General features: G+C 70.8%; 13 protein-coding genes. 2 read left to right on the forward strand and 11 right to left on the reverse strand.

What is annotated here, in order from left to right; translation table 11 throughout:
* Nucleotides 1-19: 19 nt before the first annotated feature.
* Nucleotides 20-445 (reverse strand): SMI1/KNR4 family protein, encoded by a 426-nt coding sequence (locus SAVERM_RS19440; protein WP_037644737.1) that lies wholly within the window; start codon nucleotides 443-445, stop codon nucleotides 20-22.
* A gap of 216 nt (nucleotides 446-661) precedes the next feature.
* A complete protein-coding gene (locus SAVERM_RS19445; RefSeq protein WP_010985194.1) occupies nucleotides 662-1,279 on the reverse strand; it encodes a LysE family translocator in 618 nt (205 codons plus the stop codon).
* A 111-nt stretch (nucleotides 1,280-1,390) separates the two neighbouring features.
* On the opposite strand from SAVERM_RS19445, the gene SAVERM_RS19450 reads away from it, so the two are divergent.
* Nucleotides 1,391-1,849: an Lrp/AsnC family transcriptional regulator gene (locus tag SAVERM_RS19450; protein ID WP_010985195.1), complete on the forward strand. Its 459-nt coding sequence runs from the start codon at nucleotides 1,391-1,393 to the stop codon at nucleotides 1,847-1,849.
* A gap of 37 nt (nucleotides 1,850-1,886) precedes the next feature.
* Here SAVERM_RS19450 and SAVERM_RS19455 read toward each other — a convergent pair whose 3' ends face one another.
* Nucleotides 1,887-3,128 (reverse strand): DegT/DnrJ/EryC1/StrS family aminotransferase, encoded by a 1,242-nt coding sequence (locus SAVERM_RS19455; protein ID WP_037645089.1) that lies wholly within the window; start codon nucleotides 3,126-3,128, stop codon nucleotides 1,887-1,889.
* 120 nt (nucleotides 3,129-3,248) lie between these two features.
* Nucleotides 3,249-4,364 (reverse strand): GNAT family N-acetyltransferase, encoded by a 1,116-nt coding sequence (locus SAVERM_RS19460; RefSeq protein ID WP_010985197.1) that lies wholly within the window; start codon nucleotides 4,362-4,364, stop codon nucleotides 3,249-3,251.
* Between the two features lie 570 nt (nucleotides 4,365-4,934).
* On the opposite strand from SAVERM_RS19460, the gene SAVERM_RS19465 reads away from it, so the two are divergent.
* The gene (locus SAVERM_RS19465) at nucleotides 4,935-5,261 is read left to right on the forward strand and encodes a hypothetical protein (protein WP_010985198.1); all 327 of its coding nucleotides are present in this window, start codon (nucleotides 4,935-4,937) and stop codon (nucleotides 5,259-5,261) included.
* 563 nt (nucleotides 5,262-5,824) lie between these two features.
* Here SAVERM_RS19465 and SAVERM_RS19470 read toward each other — a convergent pair.
* The 7 genes from SAVERM_RS19470 to SAVERM_RS19500 all read right to left on the reverse strand — a co-directional run bounded on the left by SAVERM_RS19470 (nucleotide 5,825) and on the right by SAVERM_RS19500 (nucleotide 15,912).
* Nucleotides 5,825-6,670 carry a DUF2637 domain-containing protein gene (locus tag SAVERM_RS19470; protein WP_010985199.1) on the reverse strand — a complete coding sequence of 282 codons (846 nt, stop codon included), beginning with the start codon at nucleotides 6,668-6,670 and terminating at the stop codon, nucleotides 5,825-5,827.
* A 15-nt stretch (nucleotides 6,671-6,685) separates the two neighbouring features.
* A complete protein-coding gene (locus tag SAVERM_RS19475; protein WP_037644734.1) occupies nucleotides 6,686-6,892 on the reverse strand; it encodes a hypothetical protein in 207 nt (68 codons plus the stop codon).
* A gap of 333 nt (nucleotides 6,893-7,225) precedes the next feature.
* The gene (pepN, locus tag SAVERM_RS19480; RefSeq protein ID WP_010985200.1) at nucleotides 7,226-9,715 is read right to left on the reverse strand and encodes an aminopeptidase N; all 2,490 of its coding nucleotides are present in this window, start codon (nucleotides 9,713-9,715) and stop codon (nucleotides 7,226-7,228) included.
* A gap of 202 nt (nucleotides 9,716-9,917) precedes the next feature.
* A complete protein-coding gene (locus tag SAVERM_RS19485) occupies nucleotides 9,918-11,264 on the reverse strand; it encodes a DUF4407 domain-containing protein (RefSeq protein ID WP_037644731.1) in 1,347 nt (448 codons plus the stop codon).
* The gene (locus SAVERM_RS45345) at nucleotides 11,254-12,777 is read right to left on the reverse strand and encodes a hypothetical protein (protein WP_010985202.1); all 1,524 of its coding nucleotides are present in this window, start codon (nucleotides 12,775-12,777) and stop codon (nucleotides 11,254-11,256) included. The genes SAVERM_RS19485 and SAVERM_RS45345 overlap by 11 nt, the downstream gene beginning before the upstream one ends.
* A gap of 5 nt (nucleotides 12,778-12,782) precedes the next feature.
* Entirely contained in the window at nucleotides 12,783-15,149 is a 2,367-nt protein-coding gene (locus SAVERM_RS19495; RefSeq protein WP_010985203.1) for an nSTAND3 domain-containing NTPase, read from the reverse strand.
* A gap of 19 nt (nucleotides 15,150-15,168) precedes the next feature.
* The gene (locus tag SAVERM_RS19500) at nucleotides 15,169-15,912 is read right to left on the reverse strand and encodes a hypothetical protein (protein ID WP_037645087.1); all 744 of its coding nucleotides are present in this window, start codon (nucleotides 15,910-15,912) and stop codon (nucleotides 15,169-15,171) included.
* Nucleotides 15,913-16,124: the final 212 nt, after the last annotated feature.

Raw genomic sequence — 16,124 nt, forward strand, 5'->3', positions numbered from 1 at the left:
GGTCGGCCGTCGTGCCGGGCTATTCGTCGATCGCCCCGGTAAGCCACCGCTCCAGGAAATCGGCGAGGGACGAGGCGACCCAGTTCCGGCTGTCGGTCTCGTGATCCCAGACGAACACCTGGTCGTACTGCCCCGGCACGAGAACCATCCCGAACAGATCGCCGTTGCCCGGGATGTCCGAGAAGAAGAGCAGTTGGTCGAAGGCCATGTAGAGCTCGGAGAAGGAGCTGCGAAGCTCCACGTTCCGCTGGACGATCGTCTCGATCGGCGACACCAAGTGGTTGCCGTACTCGCCGACGATGCCGTTGCTCTCGCGCAGCACCGAGATCAGTTCGTCCGGCAGCGGGGAGCCCAGGACCCCCGCAGCCCAAGTCAGCGCGTCGTCCGAGACCGGAGCACCGAACTCGACCTCGCTGGTGTGCCGCGTGATCAACTCTCCCCACATCCGGCGATGGTCTCGCGGCCCTCCGAAGAAGGCAATCGGACCATCAGCCTCTTGACCGTGTGCCGCGGATCGTGACCATGCGGCCCGGCCGCGGGGTGGACGGCGGAATTCACTGGTCGCCTCGTGCGTCGACATTCACCGGTGCGGCCCGACTTCAGGACCGTTCCCACGGCCTCGATGTGGTCGCCCACGGCCGGCGCCAGGAGGGCGGGGCCGTCATCCGGCCAGGCGTTCCACGAGGAGGAACCCGCCGATGACGATCATCATGGTTCCGCTGACTCGGGCCACGGCGCGAGCCGCCGTCGGCCGGGCCTTCAGTACGGTGCGGGCCAAGACGCCCACGGCCAGGTAGACGACGGCGCAGCTGGCCATGTGGAGCGTGCCGAACAGACCGGTCTGAGCCGCTACGGGCCACCCCTCACCGGGGTGGATGAACTGCGGGAACAGAGAGAAGTACAGCAGCAGCGCCTTGGGGTTCAGACCGCTGATCCCCGCGCCCCTCAGCACGATCCGCCACCTGGAAGCGGCCACGGCCTCCGCGGAGGCCTGGGGAGTGGCCGGCCGCGCCAGAACGCTCCAGCCGAGCCATATCAGGTAGGCGGCCCCCAGGACGGTCAGAGCGGTGAGCAGGCTCGCGGAGCCGGCGACGATCACCACCAGGCCGGCCACGGCGAGCAGGGTGTACCCGGCGTATCCCGCCACCAGCCCGGCCACCGCCGGGACGACCGAACGGTCCCGCAGTCCCGCCGCGATCGCGTAGGCCCAGTCCGCCCCGGGCGTGAACACCAGCAGAAGATCAATCGCCAGGAAGGCCGCCACTGTGCCCGCGTCCATGAATCCATCCCTCTCACGTTCATCACTTCAAGAGGGAAGATTAGGAACTTTCTGCCCGAAAGTGTTCCTATGATTTGCTCGCCAACGCCTGGACTGGGGGAGAATCTTTCTATGGATGCGCTTGATCGGAAAATTCTTACCGAGCTACAGATGGACGGCCGCCTGACAGTGACCGAGCTGGCCGCCCGCGTACAGCTCAGCGTCTCGCCGTGCCACCGGCGACTGCGCGATCTGGAGCGCACGGGCGCGATCCGCGGCTACCGCGCCGTCGTGGACCCGGCCGCGGTCGGCCTGAACTTCGAGGCCCTGGTGTTCGTCACGCTGCGCTGGGAGGACCGCGACACCGTCTCCACCTTCGAGCAGGCCGTGGCCGCCGTCCCGCAGGTCATCCAGGCCCAGCGGCTGTTCGGCGACCCCGACTACATCCTGCGCGTCGCCACCGCCGACCTGGCCGCCTTCCAGGAGCTCTACGACCGCCACCTGGCCACCCTGCCAGGCGTACAGCGCCTGACCTCCACCCTGGTCATGAAGCACGTCGTCAACGATCGCCCGCTGCCCGAGCAGCCGTGAGACCGGCCGTTTCCGCGACGTAACCCGCCGACCCGCCTCACTGGCCCAAGGGGGTCGGCGGGGTGGTGTCCGGGATGGGGGCCGGGGCCGCGGCCGGGGTCGAGGGGTGTGCCGTTGCCGCCTGTTCTGCCGTCAGGGCGTTGGTGATCCCGCGGGCCAGGAGCGGGTCGGCCGGAAGCACGTGTGAGGCGAACCAGCGGGCGGCCGACGGGTCGGGGGACGGTTCGACGAACTCCGCGCCCGCGTAGTCGTCGAGCGGGGGGTCGTAGACATACCCGGTGACCACGCCGTGGCTCACCAGGCGTTCTATGAGGGCGTTGCGGTCGTGGACCAGGAGCGGAACACGGAAGAGGGGGAGATGGCCGTTGTGCGCCGTCCGGTCGCGGAGTGCCGGGGAGGCCCAGGCGGTGCCGGACAGCAGCGAGACACCGACCGCACGCCGGGCGAGGTCGTCGTCGAGCCGGTCCATCCGCAGTGTCAACTGCCCGCGGACCAGGGCCCCGTGGCGGGACCGGAAGCCGTGCAGGTCGACGCGCACCCAGGGCTCGTACGCGGCCAGGCTCGGCGCCTCGCGCGCGCAGCCGGAGAGCCGCTCCGCGTGCAGGGCCATACGGAAGTCATCGCGTTCCAGCACCCCGAGACGCTGCATCGTCCGCCATACGGGACGCACCAGATGGAGGGTGCGTACGGCCGACCGCGCCAGCGGCCGGAGCGTCGCGGCCAGGTCGTCATGGAGGCGGCGCGGCACCAGGAGGGCGTCGCGCAGCAGCTCCAACTCCCGCCGGGTGCGCGCGTCCTCGACGGCGAGGAAGCCGCCGGCCGACGCCGCCACGTGCTTGGACAGGCTGAATGCCGCCGCCTTCCCGAACGTCCCGATCGGCTGCCCGTCCACGTGCGTGCCGATCGCGTGCGCCGCGTCCTCGAACAGGGGGATCCCCAACTGCTCGCAGCGGCGCCGCAGTTCCACGACCCGGTCCGGCATCCCGTACAGATTCGTGGTCAGGACGGCGTCCACGCTCCGCCAGGTCGACTCCGGTACGGCGGCCGGGTCGATGTTGCCGTCCCCCACGGACACGGGGGCAAGGACCGGGCGCAGCCCGGCCGCGAGGACCACGAAGAGGATCACGTCGTCGTTCACCGGTGACATCAGCACCCGTGCGCCGGGCCGGCACCAGTGCCGCAGCGCCAGATACAGGGCCAGCCGTGCCGAGGGCGTGTAGACGCATTCGCGTCCGAGTCGCCGTGTCATCATCGCGGCGAGCCGCGATCCGTACGGCATCGTCACCTCTTCCGTCGAAGGGCCGTCGAAGGGTCGTCGAAGGGGCGCCCGGGAGACCCGGCGCGTGCGCGCGAGCGCCGGTCGGGGCCGGGCCGGGCTTCCGGCGGGGCGGGCCCCGGCTCAGCGTGCACGGGGTCCCGCTCCGCCCGAGTCCGCCCGGCCCGACGTGCGCAGCGTGCCGACCGTCCTCAGCAGCCGGTCGGCCGGCTCCCGCAGCGTGGGATGGGCCAGGACCGTGTTCCGCAGGCCGCGCACCGGTCTGCGCCACAGCCGGTGCGCCGCCGCCACCGGGTGGGGACGGGTCGCGAACCCCTCGCCCACGCGCAGCTCGCGGGTCTTGAGCCAGTCCTTGTACTCCTTGTCGCCGCGCCCCATGTCCATGAGCCGTACACCGTCCCGGCCCGCCGCCTCGGCCATCCGAAGGTGCATGATCAGCCCGGGCGAGTAGTAGCGGAGCTCGGGGTCGTACGCCGTGAACCAGGCCGCGAACACCGTGCGCGATCTCGGTCCGAAGTGCGCGGCCACCGGCCGGTCGCCGGCGTACACCACGGACAGCACACCGGTGAAGTGCTCGTCGCGGACGTGGAACAGGTGGTTCACCAGGTCGACGATCCACGGCCGCGAGAACCGGTCCATCCGTCCCGTCCTGCGGTACTGGGCGGACTTCCACTCCATGAGGGTGCGCAGCGCCCGCGGGTCGCGCTCGTCGTAGACGAACCGCATCTCGCCCAGGTCGCGCCCCAGGCGGCGTTCCTTCTTCAGTGTCGTCTTGGCCAGCCCCGGGTACGCGCCGCGCAGCCACTCCGCGTAGCTGCCGCCGCCGTCCTTCAGGTCGATCACCGGTGAGGCGAAGGTCCCCGTGACGTATCTGCCGAAGGGCTTCTGCTCCTCGACGAGGTGGTCGAACTCGAAGACGGACAGCCCGCAGGCCCGCAGCAGTTCCTGCGGGTCCCAGGTGACCCCGGGGCGGTGCACGAGGGCCTGGCAGTCGGAGAGGCCGAGACCGATGGCCCGGCCGACGCCGAAGGAGTTGCGCTCGTACGGGAAGAACCCCACGGGTTCCCCGCCCTCACGCAGGACCGCCACCTGCGCCCCGCCGCGGTACGTGCCGATCCCCGCCGCGAACTCCGGTGCCAGGAAAGGGTTGGCGTAGTCGGGCGACTCGTCCATCGCCTGGTGCCAGGCCCGGCGAAGCGAGGTGTTCAGCTCCGCGGGTCTGTGGATCGTGATGTCCACCTCAGATCAACTGCCCTTCCGCAGGCTCCGCGAGGGACGCACCGGTCACCGCGCAGGCCGGTGCGGCGTGTGGATCACTGTTCATGGATCGAATGGATCGCATGGGCGACCGCTCCCCCCATTTCCCCCATGACGCGCTGTCCGCGTCCTGCCACTTCCTTGGCCATCTGCTGATCCACGCCGTGTACGCGCTCGTGCCACGGTCGACGCCCGGGACTCGAGCCGTTCGGCAAGGCTCAAACGTCGCGAAACAGTACGCACGCTGTCAAGGGTGTCTGTCGTAACGGAAGAGTGCGGGCGGGTGCGGATGTGCTGATTTCGCCGGAGCCGACCGGGGGGGGGGGCGGGCGGCCGGGCTTTTGGGCGGGCGGGCCCGTCGGCTGCCCCCGGGGTCTGCGGTGTCTCCACGGTCTCCCAGGGACTCCCGGTTCGCCGTTCCGCACGGCGGCTCTCATTACTCAAGATCGATTTTGGAATTTCAAGCCACAACTTCCCGTGACTTGACGCGAGGCTTCCCCGGCTAATTTCTCTGGATGCAGAACTTCCCAGGAACAGACTCAGGAGATCTTCGTGCTGATCATCACCACCTTGGCCGCCATCGCCATCGGGGCGGCCGCCAGCATGACCTACATGCGGTACGTCTCGGCACGCAGCCAAGGACGGCCGATATCCTTTGCCTCCCTCCGGCATGAATGCGTTCCGCCATGGGTCGACCTGATTTTCATCCCGGCCTGGCTCGCAAGTTCATGCGTACTCTGCTTCACGCTCCCGCTCTGGGCGGGCTTGTCCCTTTACTGCGGAGCCGCACTGCTCCCCGGGGAGCTGATGCGCCGCCGCCACAACCGCCAGGTCAAGAACCGTCCCCCGATTTCGGCCGGCGCTCTCACCTCTCTGTGAGCCGTCTGCGATTCGGAGGAAGCCATGTTCAGCCGCCGGCCGCGCGTCACGTCACTCCCGTCCCCCGCTTGGCGAGTCGCCGGAATTCTCGCGTGTACGTGTCTATGAGCTCTCTGGACTCCTGGTAGAGCTCGCGGACAGCCGTGCGCACACTCATCAGGAGCAGATGATCCGCGCGCGACTGGTGGGATCGTATTTCGCCGTCGACATAGGGCCTTACGACGGACGACCCCGGGCATCTCCCACGGGGCACAGAACTTCGTCAGCTCGTCCTGCGAGGTGTCCACCTTGGCGACAGTCGCCGCCTTGACGCTCGCGCGCCCGGTGATGATCGTGACAGTGGTGCAGTCATGAAGACCAGTGGTGCTACCCGGCCGCCGACGCCCGGGGAGCGCACCTCGTGGTCCGGCGTCCGACCGGCGAGGAACACACAACCCCTGACCGTATGCACCGGCCAGGGGTTGTTTCATCAAGATCGGTAGAGAGCGGTGGAGAGCTGAGCCGTCCGGGGAAAGCGGCCGGGAGGCCGGCCGGAGAGCGGTCGGGAAGGCGACCGAGCCGAATCAGGCGCGAGGCGTTTCCCGAAGGACGGGGTCCGGCATGGCTTCGGTCGACTCCTGAGGTGCGGGGATGAGGCGCTGCCGGTGGCGGGACGTGCGCTGGCGCGGTGGCCGGGTCAGGGTGATCTGCCGGACCAGTTGCTGGAAGCAGGCCAGGGACGCGAGGGCGGGCAGGGCGGCCGCGGCGATACCGGTGAAGGTCCTGTCGGCCTCGGCCACGCAGAGCATCATCGCGACGGAGGAGAACAGCAGAACGACGAACCACGAGTGCACGGCCCGGCGTTGGTGCAGGGCGGTCCGCAGGATGGAGAGCGAGGCCACCATCCAGGGGCCGTAGACCAGGAGGGGCCACCAGGGGACCGTCCCGCTCTGCGTGCCGGACGCGATCCGCTGGAGCGGAGCGTAGGCCACCATGCCGCCGAAGACGCTCACCATCGACACGATGACGGCGGCGAACGCGGCCATCACGAAGCTGACGGTCTGCAACCACGTAAAGCGGAGTTTGCGGACTCGCACCTTCCGATGCCCGGCGGCAGGGCGCCGGATGGGCGGCAACTCAGCGGTGATCTGCGCCAGGTTCTCCATCGGGTCGCCACTGAAGCCGTCGCCGGACGGCGGCTCGCTGCGAGGTGGCGGCACCATGGCCGCCGCCTGCTCCGCCGCGGCGTCCTGAAGGAGGTAGGTGAGTTCCTCGACCGGGTCCCAGCCCGGGTCGGAGCCTTCCAAGGGAACCGCCGAGTGCAGGGCGTCGACAGGACCCCGGTGCCGGCCGGTACCCGACGTGGTGGGGTAGGCACCGAGATACCGTTCGCGCCGGGGGAAGGAGAGATCCGGATAGTCGTCATTCACGGAAATCCGCCCCCGTCACATGCGGGCCGTGTGGTAGCCGGAGTGTCCCTGGCTGCTCCACCGCCGACCGAGTTCCTCCTGGGCCGCGTCCAGCAGCGTCAGAAACTCACTGAGCAGCGACTCGGTGACCTGTAGTTCGACCCGCGCGCCGTCTCCGTGCAAGGTGCCGCGCGCATCGGGAGATGAGTACGCCGCGGCAGGCGTGTAGGTGTACCGCCCCACTGCCACAGCACGGGCCGCGGGCAGATTCTCCGCCGCCGCTCCGGAGCGGGTCGAGCCAAGGATCCTAGCTTTCGTCATATTCCGCTAACGCGGCCCTCCTCCTCCAGATGCGCGGCAAATGAGTGAGCGTAATCCGGTGAAATAGTTGACGACAGCGTTTGTCATTAGAATTAACCGCGACACGCTCAACGAGTGAAAAGCCAAGCGGTTTGTCTTTTGAATTCTCCTCGGACAGGAGAAAGGTTTCGCCACATCCGAGGGGCGTCAGGCGAAGGCCCCGGTCCGGTCCGGTCATGGGGGTCCGTCCGGGGCCTTCGGTGACATTCGGGCCGGTCAGGCCCCCGCGCCCCCGTACTCCCGCGCTCCCAGCATCCGCCGCACGATGTCCGAGCGTTCCAGCAAGGTCTTCCGGACCACCGGGACCGTGTCCCGGGAGGCGTTCTCCGCTGTCGTGAGGAACTCGGCGTCGATCGCGTACGGCGGGAGCAGCCGGCTCGTGAACACCATCGCCGGAATCATGCCGCCGCGCTCCAACTGGGGGATCAGGGCGAGGTAGCGCTCGGCGTACGGTGCCAGCAGCAGGTCCTGGGACGGGCGCCAGAACGCCGTGGTGACCTGGCTGACCGAGCTGAGCGGGACCGCTCGTTCCACCACCAGCTTCTGCCAGACCTCCTCCTTGGCCTCGGCGTCGGGAGTGGCGGCCCGGACCGTGAGCGCACGCACCCAGGCGTCGGGGTCGGGGTCCTGGTCCAGCAGGAGGGCCACGTCATCGGCGGTCTTGTCGCCCAGTTCCGCCCGGCGGGCCAGAAGGCGCCAGCGCAGGTCGATGTCCTGGGCCGTCTGCGACTCCAGCCAGGCCAGGTCGTCGGGAGCGGTGGCGGTGCGGGCCAGGCCGCGCAGGCTCACCTGGCGGCGGCGGGGGTCCTCCGCGAGGCGGCGGCAGGCCGCGGCCACCAGCGCCGTCAGCGCGGGGCGTTCGGCGTCGGGCGCCCACAGTTCCGCGATGTCCCCGGCCAGCGTGAGGTACGGCTCGATCACCGCGTCCGATGTCTCGGACTCGACCACCGCTGTGACGCAGCGGCCCGCCTCCGCCGCCGTCACCTCCCCCGTGACCAGCATGTCCCACACCGTCGCCACGGCCACGCCCCGGGAGATGGCGGTGGGCAGCCGGGCAGCCGCGGAGAGGTACGCGGACGCGGCGGTGGGCTCGGGCCGGGTCGTGGCGAAGGTCAGGTCTTCGTCGTTCACGAGGACGAGGGCGGGGGCGCCGTCCGCGGCCGGCGGCAGGGCGACGGGCGTGCGCTCCCCCGTCACCTCCGCCGTCACCAGCGCCGTACGTTCCAGCGAGCCGTCCCGCGACGCGCGGTACGCGCCGACCGCCAGCACATGCGGCCGGGGACCGCTGTCCGGGCCGTGGGCCACCAGTACGTAGCCGTCGCCCTCCCGCTCCAGCGTGAGGCGGTCCGTCCCCGCCGTCTCCAGCCAGCCCGCGCGCCAGGCGTCCAGGTCGCGGCCGCTCGCTTCGGCGAGGGCGTCGATCAGGTCCTGGAGCGTGGTGTTGCCCCAGGCGTGGCGGGCGAAGTACGCGGTCATGCCGGCCGAGAAGGCCGACTCGCCGACGTAGGTCATCAGCTGGCGCAGGACCGAGGCGCCCTTGGGGTAGGTGATCGCGTCGAAGATCGACGCCGCCTCGGCGACATCGCGGACGGGCTGGCGGATCGGGTGGGAGATCGGGCCCTGGTCGGCGAGATAGGCGCGGAGCTTGCCGTTCGCCAGGTGTCCGGCCCAGGCGTCGGTGTGCGAAGTGGCGTCGGCGGCGGCCCAGTTGCAGGCGAACTCGGCGAACGCCTCGTTCAGCCAGAGGTCGTCCCACCAGCGCATGGTGACGATGTTGCCGAACCACATGTGCGCCATCTCGTGGAGCAGGACCTTCGCGAGCAGTTCGCGCTCGGCGGGCGTCGGCTCGGCGCGGCACAGGAAGCCGTCCGCCCAGGTGACGCAGCCGTAGTTCTCCATCGCCCCGCCGAACTCGGGTACGAAGACCTGGTCGTACTTGCGCTGCGGGAACGGCATTCCGAAGACCCGGGCGAAGAAGGCCAGACCCTGGCGGGTGACCGTGAAGACGTCGTCGGCGTCCCGTTCGAGGATCTGGGCGAGGGAGCGGCGGGCGTAGATGCCCAGGTCGTAGCCGTCGGCCTCGCGGCGGATCTCGTGGAACGGGCCCGCGTTGACGACCGTGTTGTACGTCGCCAGGGGCGGGGTGTCCGGGAACGTCCAGCGGCGCGCTGCCGGCCGGCTGGGTTCGTCGCGTTCCCCGAGTTCCTCGATCCGCGGGTCGCCGGAGTTGCTCGTGACGGTCCAGTCGTACGGCGCCGTCACCGTGAACGCGTGCGGGGCCTTGAGGTCGGGCTGGTCGAAGCACGCCCACACGAACCTGGCCTCGTCGGGCTCGAACGACATCCAGACGTAGACCTCGCCGTCCGCGGGGTCGACCGCCTTGTGCACGCCCTCGCCCTCGGCGGTGTTCGACTGCACGCTCTCTACCCGCAGCACGTTGTGCGCGTCCAGGGCGGGCAGCGGGATGCGTCCGTCGGCGGCCGGGGTGAGTTCGACGCCGTTGAGCGTGGCGCTCAGCACCTGGGCCGCGCAGTCCACGAACGTCTCCGCGCCCGGTTCACGACAGCCGAAGGTCACGGTGGACACGCATCGCACGTCCGGCCCGTCCGGCAGAGCGGTGAGGTCGACCGCCACGTCGTACCTCTCGACCGTGAGCAGCGCGGCCCGCCGTTCGGCTTCGGCCTGGCTCAGGCTCCGGATGTCCATCCGTTCCTCCTCCGTAGATGCTCCGCACGCCGACTTCGGTGCGGTGCGCCATCTATTTATCCGTGCCGGAGGTGGTGGTTGGCCAACGGTTTCCTGATCCTCGACCGGGGGGCGCGGCGTTCGGCTCGCTGTTCAGGAGCGCCGGCCGGCCGGGGCGCACACGGTCCCTCGGAATCCGTGTGCGACCCGGCCGGGGCCGGGCTCAGTCCCCCCGCAGGATCCGTGCCGCCCGCGCGTCGAGTTCCGCGCGGAAGAGGGCGGCCCGTTCCGCCTGCGCCAGGCCGTGGTCGTGCTCCAGCCGCCGCATCCGCTCCGACGTGTCCTGCTCGATGCGGTGCCGCCGCACCTCGTACTCCATGGTGGCGCAGGCGTGCTGCACCTGAAGGTCGTCGGAGTGCAGACGGCGGCTCGTGTCGAGGCGGGCGGTGAGCAGAGTGTCGTACGTCGTGCAGCCGCTCATCAGCTTCGCCAGGACGGGCATGGCGTCGACGGCCAGGATCAGCAGGTGCAGTACGACGAACACGAACCCGGCGTACCAGTCGGACCAGGCGACCGCTTCGAGCGCGTGGGCCCGCGTGAGGATCCCGTCGTCGTCGAGTTCGGCCGCCCGCTGCCGCGTCTTGGCGTCGATACTCCGCTGGAGAGCGGGCTGGTAGGCGTCGCCGGCCTTCTCCATGCGCGCGGTCAGGGTCCGGCCCTTCGCGACGAGGTTCTCGAGTTCGCCCTCGTACCTCTTGATCTTGCTGGTCGTGCGGTAGGACGAGGAGTCCGCGCGGGCGCGCTCGCAGGTCTGGCTGACGTCGGCGACATCGCCGTACCAGATCCACTTGTCCCGGGCGCATTCGCGCTGCTCGGTGGCCATCTTGGCGTTCAGGGTCTTGTTGATGCCGTCGACCTGGGCCCGCATCGCCTTGGTTCGGGCGGTGTTGCGCTGGATGTCGTCACGGAGCTGGGCCGTGGAACCCTCCACCTTCAGCTGGTACTTCCCGCATGCGGCCCGGCCGCTGGTGTCCGAGCCGTCGGCGGGGTTGCAGGACACCAGCATGCCCTTGTAGGTGCTCACCTTCTCCTCGTTGCCCACCGCGATCTGCTGGTGGATCTCCTTGTCGAAGATCTGGAACAGCAGCGGCTCGGCGATGAAGAGACCGAGGAGCACGGAGAGCACGAGGCGCGGCAGCAGCACCCGCAGCGGGTTTCTGGCCGGCACGCCGTGGGTGCTCGACACCAGCCAGCTGTCCAGGGCGAGGACCACCCAGAACCAGACCACGGCGACCAGGATCACCACCGCGAGCGGGAGGTCGGAACGGAAGGTGCCCATGGCCAGGGCCATGGAGACGCCGCCCAGCAACGCGGTGTTGACGACTATCGCGCCGTAGCGGGTGTAGCGGGCTCGCTCCTCCGGCACCCAGTCCAGTACGTCCTCGTCGACGCCGATCACCCCGCGCAGCCGTACCGCCGGGCTCCGGTCGGAGCGCGCCGGGCGGAAGGGCCTCGGGTCGTCGGGGAACGGTGCCCAGTCGGCCGGGCGGACCGGTGCGTCAGTCGCCAAGGTTCGCCTCCGAGACTCCGATGTCGCTGTCGTCGCCGTCGTCGCCGTCACCGTCGACCACATCGGTGGGGGCCGGCCTCCTGGTCTGCTTGTCGAGGCGTTCCGCCGAGGCCTTCTGCACCTCCTCGTCCCGGCCCTGGCCCAGCGCCTGGGCCGAGCCGTACGGGGGGATCTCGCTCACGCTGTTGATGAAGGCGCCCATGTCGACCGCCGCGTTGTCGACGAGCCCCCGGTTGACGAGGTGCTTGCCGAGGTCGATGCGCCGCTCCGCCCACTTGCGCTGCTCCTCGCGCAGCAGCTGGGCGTCCTGCCGGCCCTCCAGCCGTTCGCGCAGCCTGTCCTCGCGCGCCTCCGCCCGGCTGCGAGCCTGTTCCTCGCGCTTGGCGGCGGCCTCCTCGTTCCGGTCCTGGCGGGTCAACTCCCTGATCCGGTCGCCCCGGTCGAGCCGGTAGCGCCGCTCGTCCCGGTCGAGGGCGGCCCGCCGCTCCTGGTCCTCGCGCTCCAGGGTGGCCCGGCGCTCCAGGTACTCCTGTTCGAGCTTGTGCAGCGCGTCCTCGCGTTCGAGGCGACCGGACTCGTCCTCGCGACGCCGCTCGGCGAACGCGCCGGCGGTCAGGTCCCCGCTGCGGTTGGCGTAGAAGTCGGCGGCGATCGGATCGTTGCCGATGACCCGGAGGTCCTCGGTTATCTGGTTCCGGACGAACCCGTTGCGCTGGGCCTCGAGCCCGAGCGCGTGCTCCTGCCCCTCGGCGCTGTCGGTGCGCTCGTACGTCGTGCGCATCCGCTCCCGCTCCTGGCGGTTCAGCTCCTTCATGAGGGCCTCCTCGCGCCGGATCTCCTCGCGCAGCCGCTCCTTGTCGGCCTCGGCGCGGACCCGCTCCTGTTCCATCTCGTCCCGCAGGCGCTCCTTCTCCCGGGCGAGCCTGGCCTCCTCGACCTCCTTCAGGTGCGCGGCGAGTTCCTCCGGGGTGAGGACGTCGACCGCGGACGGCACGGCCTTCAGGCCGGAGACGACCGGCGGCCGCATGTCCAGATACGCGGCCAGCCGGGCGTCGACCCGGCGGCGCACGGTGGCCGAGTCGACGATCCGCAGATCGCCGCCCTCCTCGGCGAGGCCCGGGATGCCCCGGAGGTAGCCGAAGAGCAGCGCCTCCACATCGGTGACCCCGTCCCGTACGACGGCACGCGCGTCCGTGACGGTGCAGTGGAAGGTCGTCCGCAGGGTGAAGTCGCCCACCTCGGCGGACGGGATGCGCATCTCGACGACGACGGGAACGCTCGCCCTCCGGTCGACGACCGTGACCGAGCTGGCGGCGACCACCACACCGTCGTCGGGCCGCAGCCGGCCGTGGTCCTCGACGTACTCCTCACCGACCCTGAAGACCCGGACCTGGTGTGCGGCCAGCGGCGGCAGCTCCCCGTCTCCCCTGCTCGTGCGCTTGCGCAGCCAGCCGCCGCGCTGCTGCGCAAGCCCGTACTCCCGCTGTTCGACCAGCGGATATCTCTGTGCCATGCGTGTCAGTCCTCCGTGCTCAGTACGGCGGTCAGGAAGGTCTCGGTGAGGGCGGCGGCGACCGTGTCGTCGGAGCGGGCCGCCATCGCCCGCAACGCCCTGTCCAGCAGGGGGCGTTCGTCCGCCGGCAGGGCGGCGCCGACCGCCCGGCCGAAGCGTCCGGCTATGGCCTCGGGCTTCTCGCACGTGGCCGGCAGGGCGCGCAGGGTGTCGTGCAGGTCCCGCAGCGCCGAGGCGCGCCGCGGCCGGTTGCACAGCAGTCCGGCCCACAACTGTCCGAACCTGTCGATCAGTTGGGGGCGCCGTCCGGCCAGTACGGCGCAGACGGGGCGTTTGCTGCCCAGGTCGCGTACCGTCAGGACGGCCTGGACGGCGTCGAAGGTGGCTTCCTTCAGATGGGTCGCGGCGCCCGTTCTCCCCTGGACGCCCATCCGGTGCGCGAGGGCCGCGAAGACGAAGACGACGCCGGCGTTCTCCCGGGACGCGACCTGCACGGCGACGAGGGCGGCGAGGGCGGAGACCGCCTCCGCGGACTCGTCACCGGCCCGGCTGATCAGATGCCACAGCCACTTCACGGCGTCGGAGGGGAAGCGGACGCCAAGCTCCCCGCCGAACGCCGCCATCGCCGTCGAGCGCAGCCCCGGGTCGCGGGACTGGGCCCAGCCGCGGGCGACGGCCAGCGCGGTGGCGCCGAGGTTCTCGTCCAGGAGGCACATCCACCACAGCACCATCGTGGCCGTGGACTGCCCGAGGGGGCCCGCCGTGCCCCGCGCCCAGGGGTGCAGATAGGACTCGGCGACCTCGTCGAAGGCGGGCCGGGCGAGCAGGGCGAGGCCGGAGGCGACGGACATCTGGAGGTCGGGGTCGGGCACGGTGCGGACCATGTCGGTCAGCCAGTCCCGTACGCCGTCCCAGTAGTCCGTCGAGTGGTTCGCCCACAGTTCCTCCAGGACCCACTGCCGGTACTGCGGGCTGCGGAAGACCAGCACGGTCCGGCTGAGCGCGCCGTGCTTCTGCGCCTCGGTGGCGACCAGGTCGTTACGGGCCAGGGAGCGCCGTCGGTCGACGGTCCGCCGGGGCGCGGCCGCCGGGGCGCCGTCCGCCGTGGCCGTCCCGGGACCGGTCGGCGTCTGGGGGAAGGCCGGGGCCAGATACGGCTCAAGACCTTCCTGGCACAGCTCGAAGTCGCGGCGCCCGGCACCGATGACGAAGGCGAGCGTCGTGACCTCGGCGGCCTCCTGGAGCGAGCGTTCGGCGGCGAACCAGTCGCGCACGGGGTGCGCGGCGCTGCTGCCGTACTCCTGCCAGACCCCGGCCGGGTCGGCGCCCCGGGCGATCCGGTCGGCGGCCGCGACGGCCTCCGCGATCCGGCATCCGGCGGGCAGCAGCCCGACGGCCTGCTCGACGGTGCTCTCGGCGCATCCCGCCTTCCGCAGCCGCACTCGCAGCACGTCCGCCAGGGCGGGGACCTGCCAGGTCAGATGGCGTACGGACTCGGGGGGCTCCCCGTCGACCGTGTGCACGGTGGTCACCACCAGGTGCGCACCCTGCTCGCGCACCGCGTCCCGGACCCGCCGCCAGTCGAAGTCCGCCGTCCCGGACGACGAGCCCTCGTTCATCCGGTCGAGCAGCACATAGCCGTTGCCCTTCTCGAAGGCCGGCCGCCCGGTGGCGAGCTCCTCCAGGCTCCGGCCCGGGGAGAGCACCACGTACTCCGCGCCGTCGGCGACCGCGTCGAGGAGGGCCACCGCCCCCGAGCGCTTGCCCGTGCCGGGCGGCCCGACCAGCACCACCACACCGTCCTGCCGCAGCGCGCGCACCGCCTCCTCGAAGCAGGGCGGTGCGACGTACGACTCCAGGACCGCGTCCGCCTCTCCGGCGTCGAGCCGCCCGATGGCCCGGCGGCGGGTGTTCGGCGTGTCCGTGCCGCCGATCCCGCCGATGCCGAAGTGGGCGTGGCGGGCGTCGAGGGAGCCGTAGAAGTGCTGGTTGACGTTGTTGTGCTGGACCTGGGCGGCGCGCTCCGCCTTCTCGGCGGCCGACGCGGCCGAGGCGTCCTTCTCTGCGGCCGTCTCGTCCTTCCTGGCAGCCGTGTCCTTCTTCGCCGCCGTGTCCTTCTTCGCCGCCGGGTCCTTCTTCGCCGCCGCCGTGTCCTTCTCGGGGTTCACGGTGTTCTCGGGTGCGGCGGTGTCCTTCGCCTCGGCTCCTGCGGCGTCGGGATCCGCGCCGGGATCCGCGCCGGGATCCGCGCCGGGATCCGCGCCGGCACCGGCCGCTGCGGGCGGGGGCGCGGAGGCGGGCGCCGTCCATTGCTCCCCGGCAGGCGTCCCCGGCCTCTCCTGCTGCTGTTCGTGCTGCTGTTCCTCGTTCATTCCCGGCCGTCACTCGGAGTCACTTGGAGATTCCGAAGACGGCGCCCTCGGCGTTGACGGTTCCGTAGAACTGCTGAACGACCGTGTCCACAGGAGCAGTTGGCGCATTCGGGGGGCGCGCGGCGGGCGTTTCACCACCCCCAGGGCGTGGGCCGTCCGCGCCCGCGCCGTCCAGTTCGAGCCCGCGTACGTCGTACCCGGGCACCCAGATCCACGCCCGCCCGGTGTACTCCTTCTCCTCGATCCGCACCTCGCGGAACTCCTGCGCCCGGATCGTCGTGTACGCCTCGCGGATCACGTCGTTGAAGACGGTCGACGAGACCGCGACGGCCAGAGCGGCGTCCGGTGCGGCGGCCAGGGCGGAGCGCAGGACCGCGCTGTCGCGGATCCGGCCGATCTCGACCGGAGCCCTGCCGACGAATCCGTTGGCCGCCGGGGACGCCGTACCGAAGTGCACGGCCGCCCTGAGTCGCAGCCACGCCTGGGGCAGCCGCCCGTGGTTGAAGGCCCGCAGTCCCGCGTCCAGGCTGCGCATGAACGTGTCGACGAGGTCCGGTTCGGACGCCCCCTCGGGCAGGACCGCGAGCACCGAGTCGCCGGCCTCCTGCGTCGCCCACCGCTCCCGCTCCAGACCGGCCGCGTCCGCCGCCTGCCCGAGCAGCCGCTGGATGGCCTCCTGCAACTGCGTCTGTGTCAGTACGTCGACGCCGCCGTACCCCTTCGCGTCGACCGCCAGCAGCAGTCTGCGCCCGAACGTGCTCATGTTCCCCACTCCCCGACTTTCGTGCTCTCGTGAATGCACCGGCGCCCGCTCCCCCGGACACGCGGACGCCGGTACGGCTCAGTCGTACACGCGCGACGCGGCCCGGACCCCGTGGAAATACGGGATGCAGCAAGATGCGGGAATTCCCGCAAAGCAATAGAAGTGACTGGTTCGACCGGCGGAACCGGCGCCTGACTGGACGGGTCGTACCC

This window comes from Streptomyces avermitilis MA-4680 = NBRC 14893 (genome assembly GCF_000009765.2).
Lineage (GTDB): Bacteria > Actinomycetota > Actinomycetes > Streptomycetales > Streptomycetaceae > Streptomyces > Streptomyces avermitilis.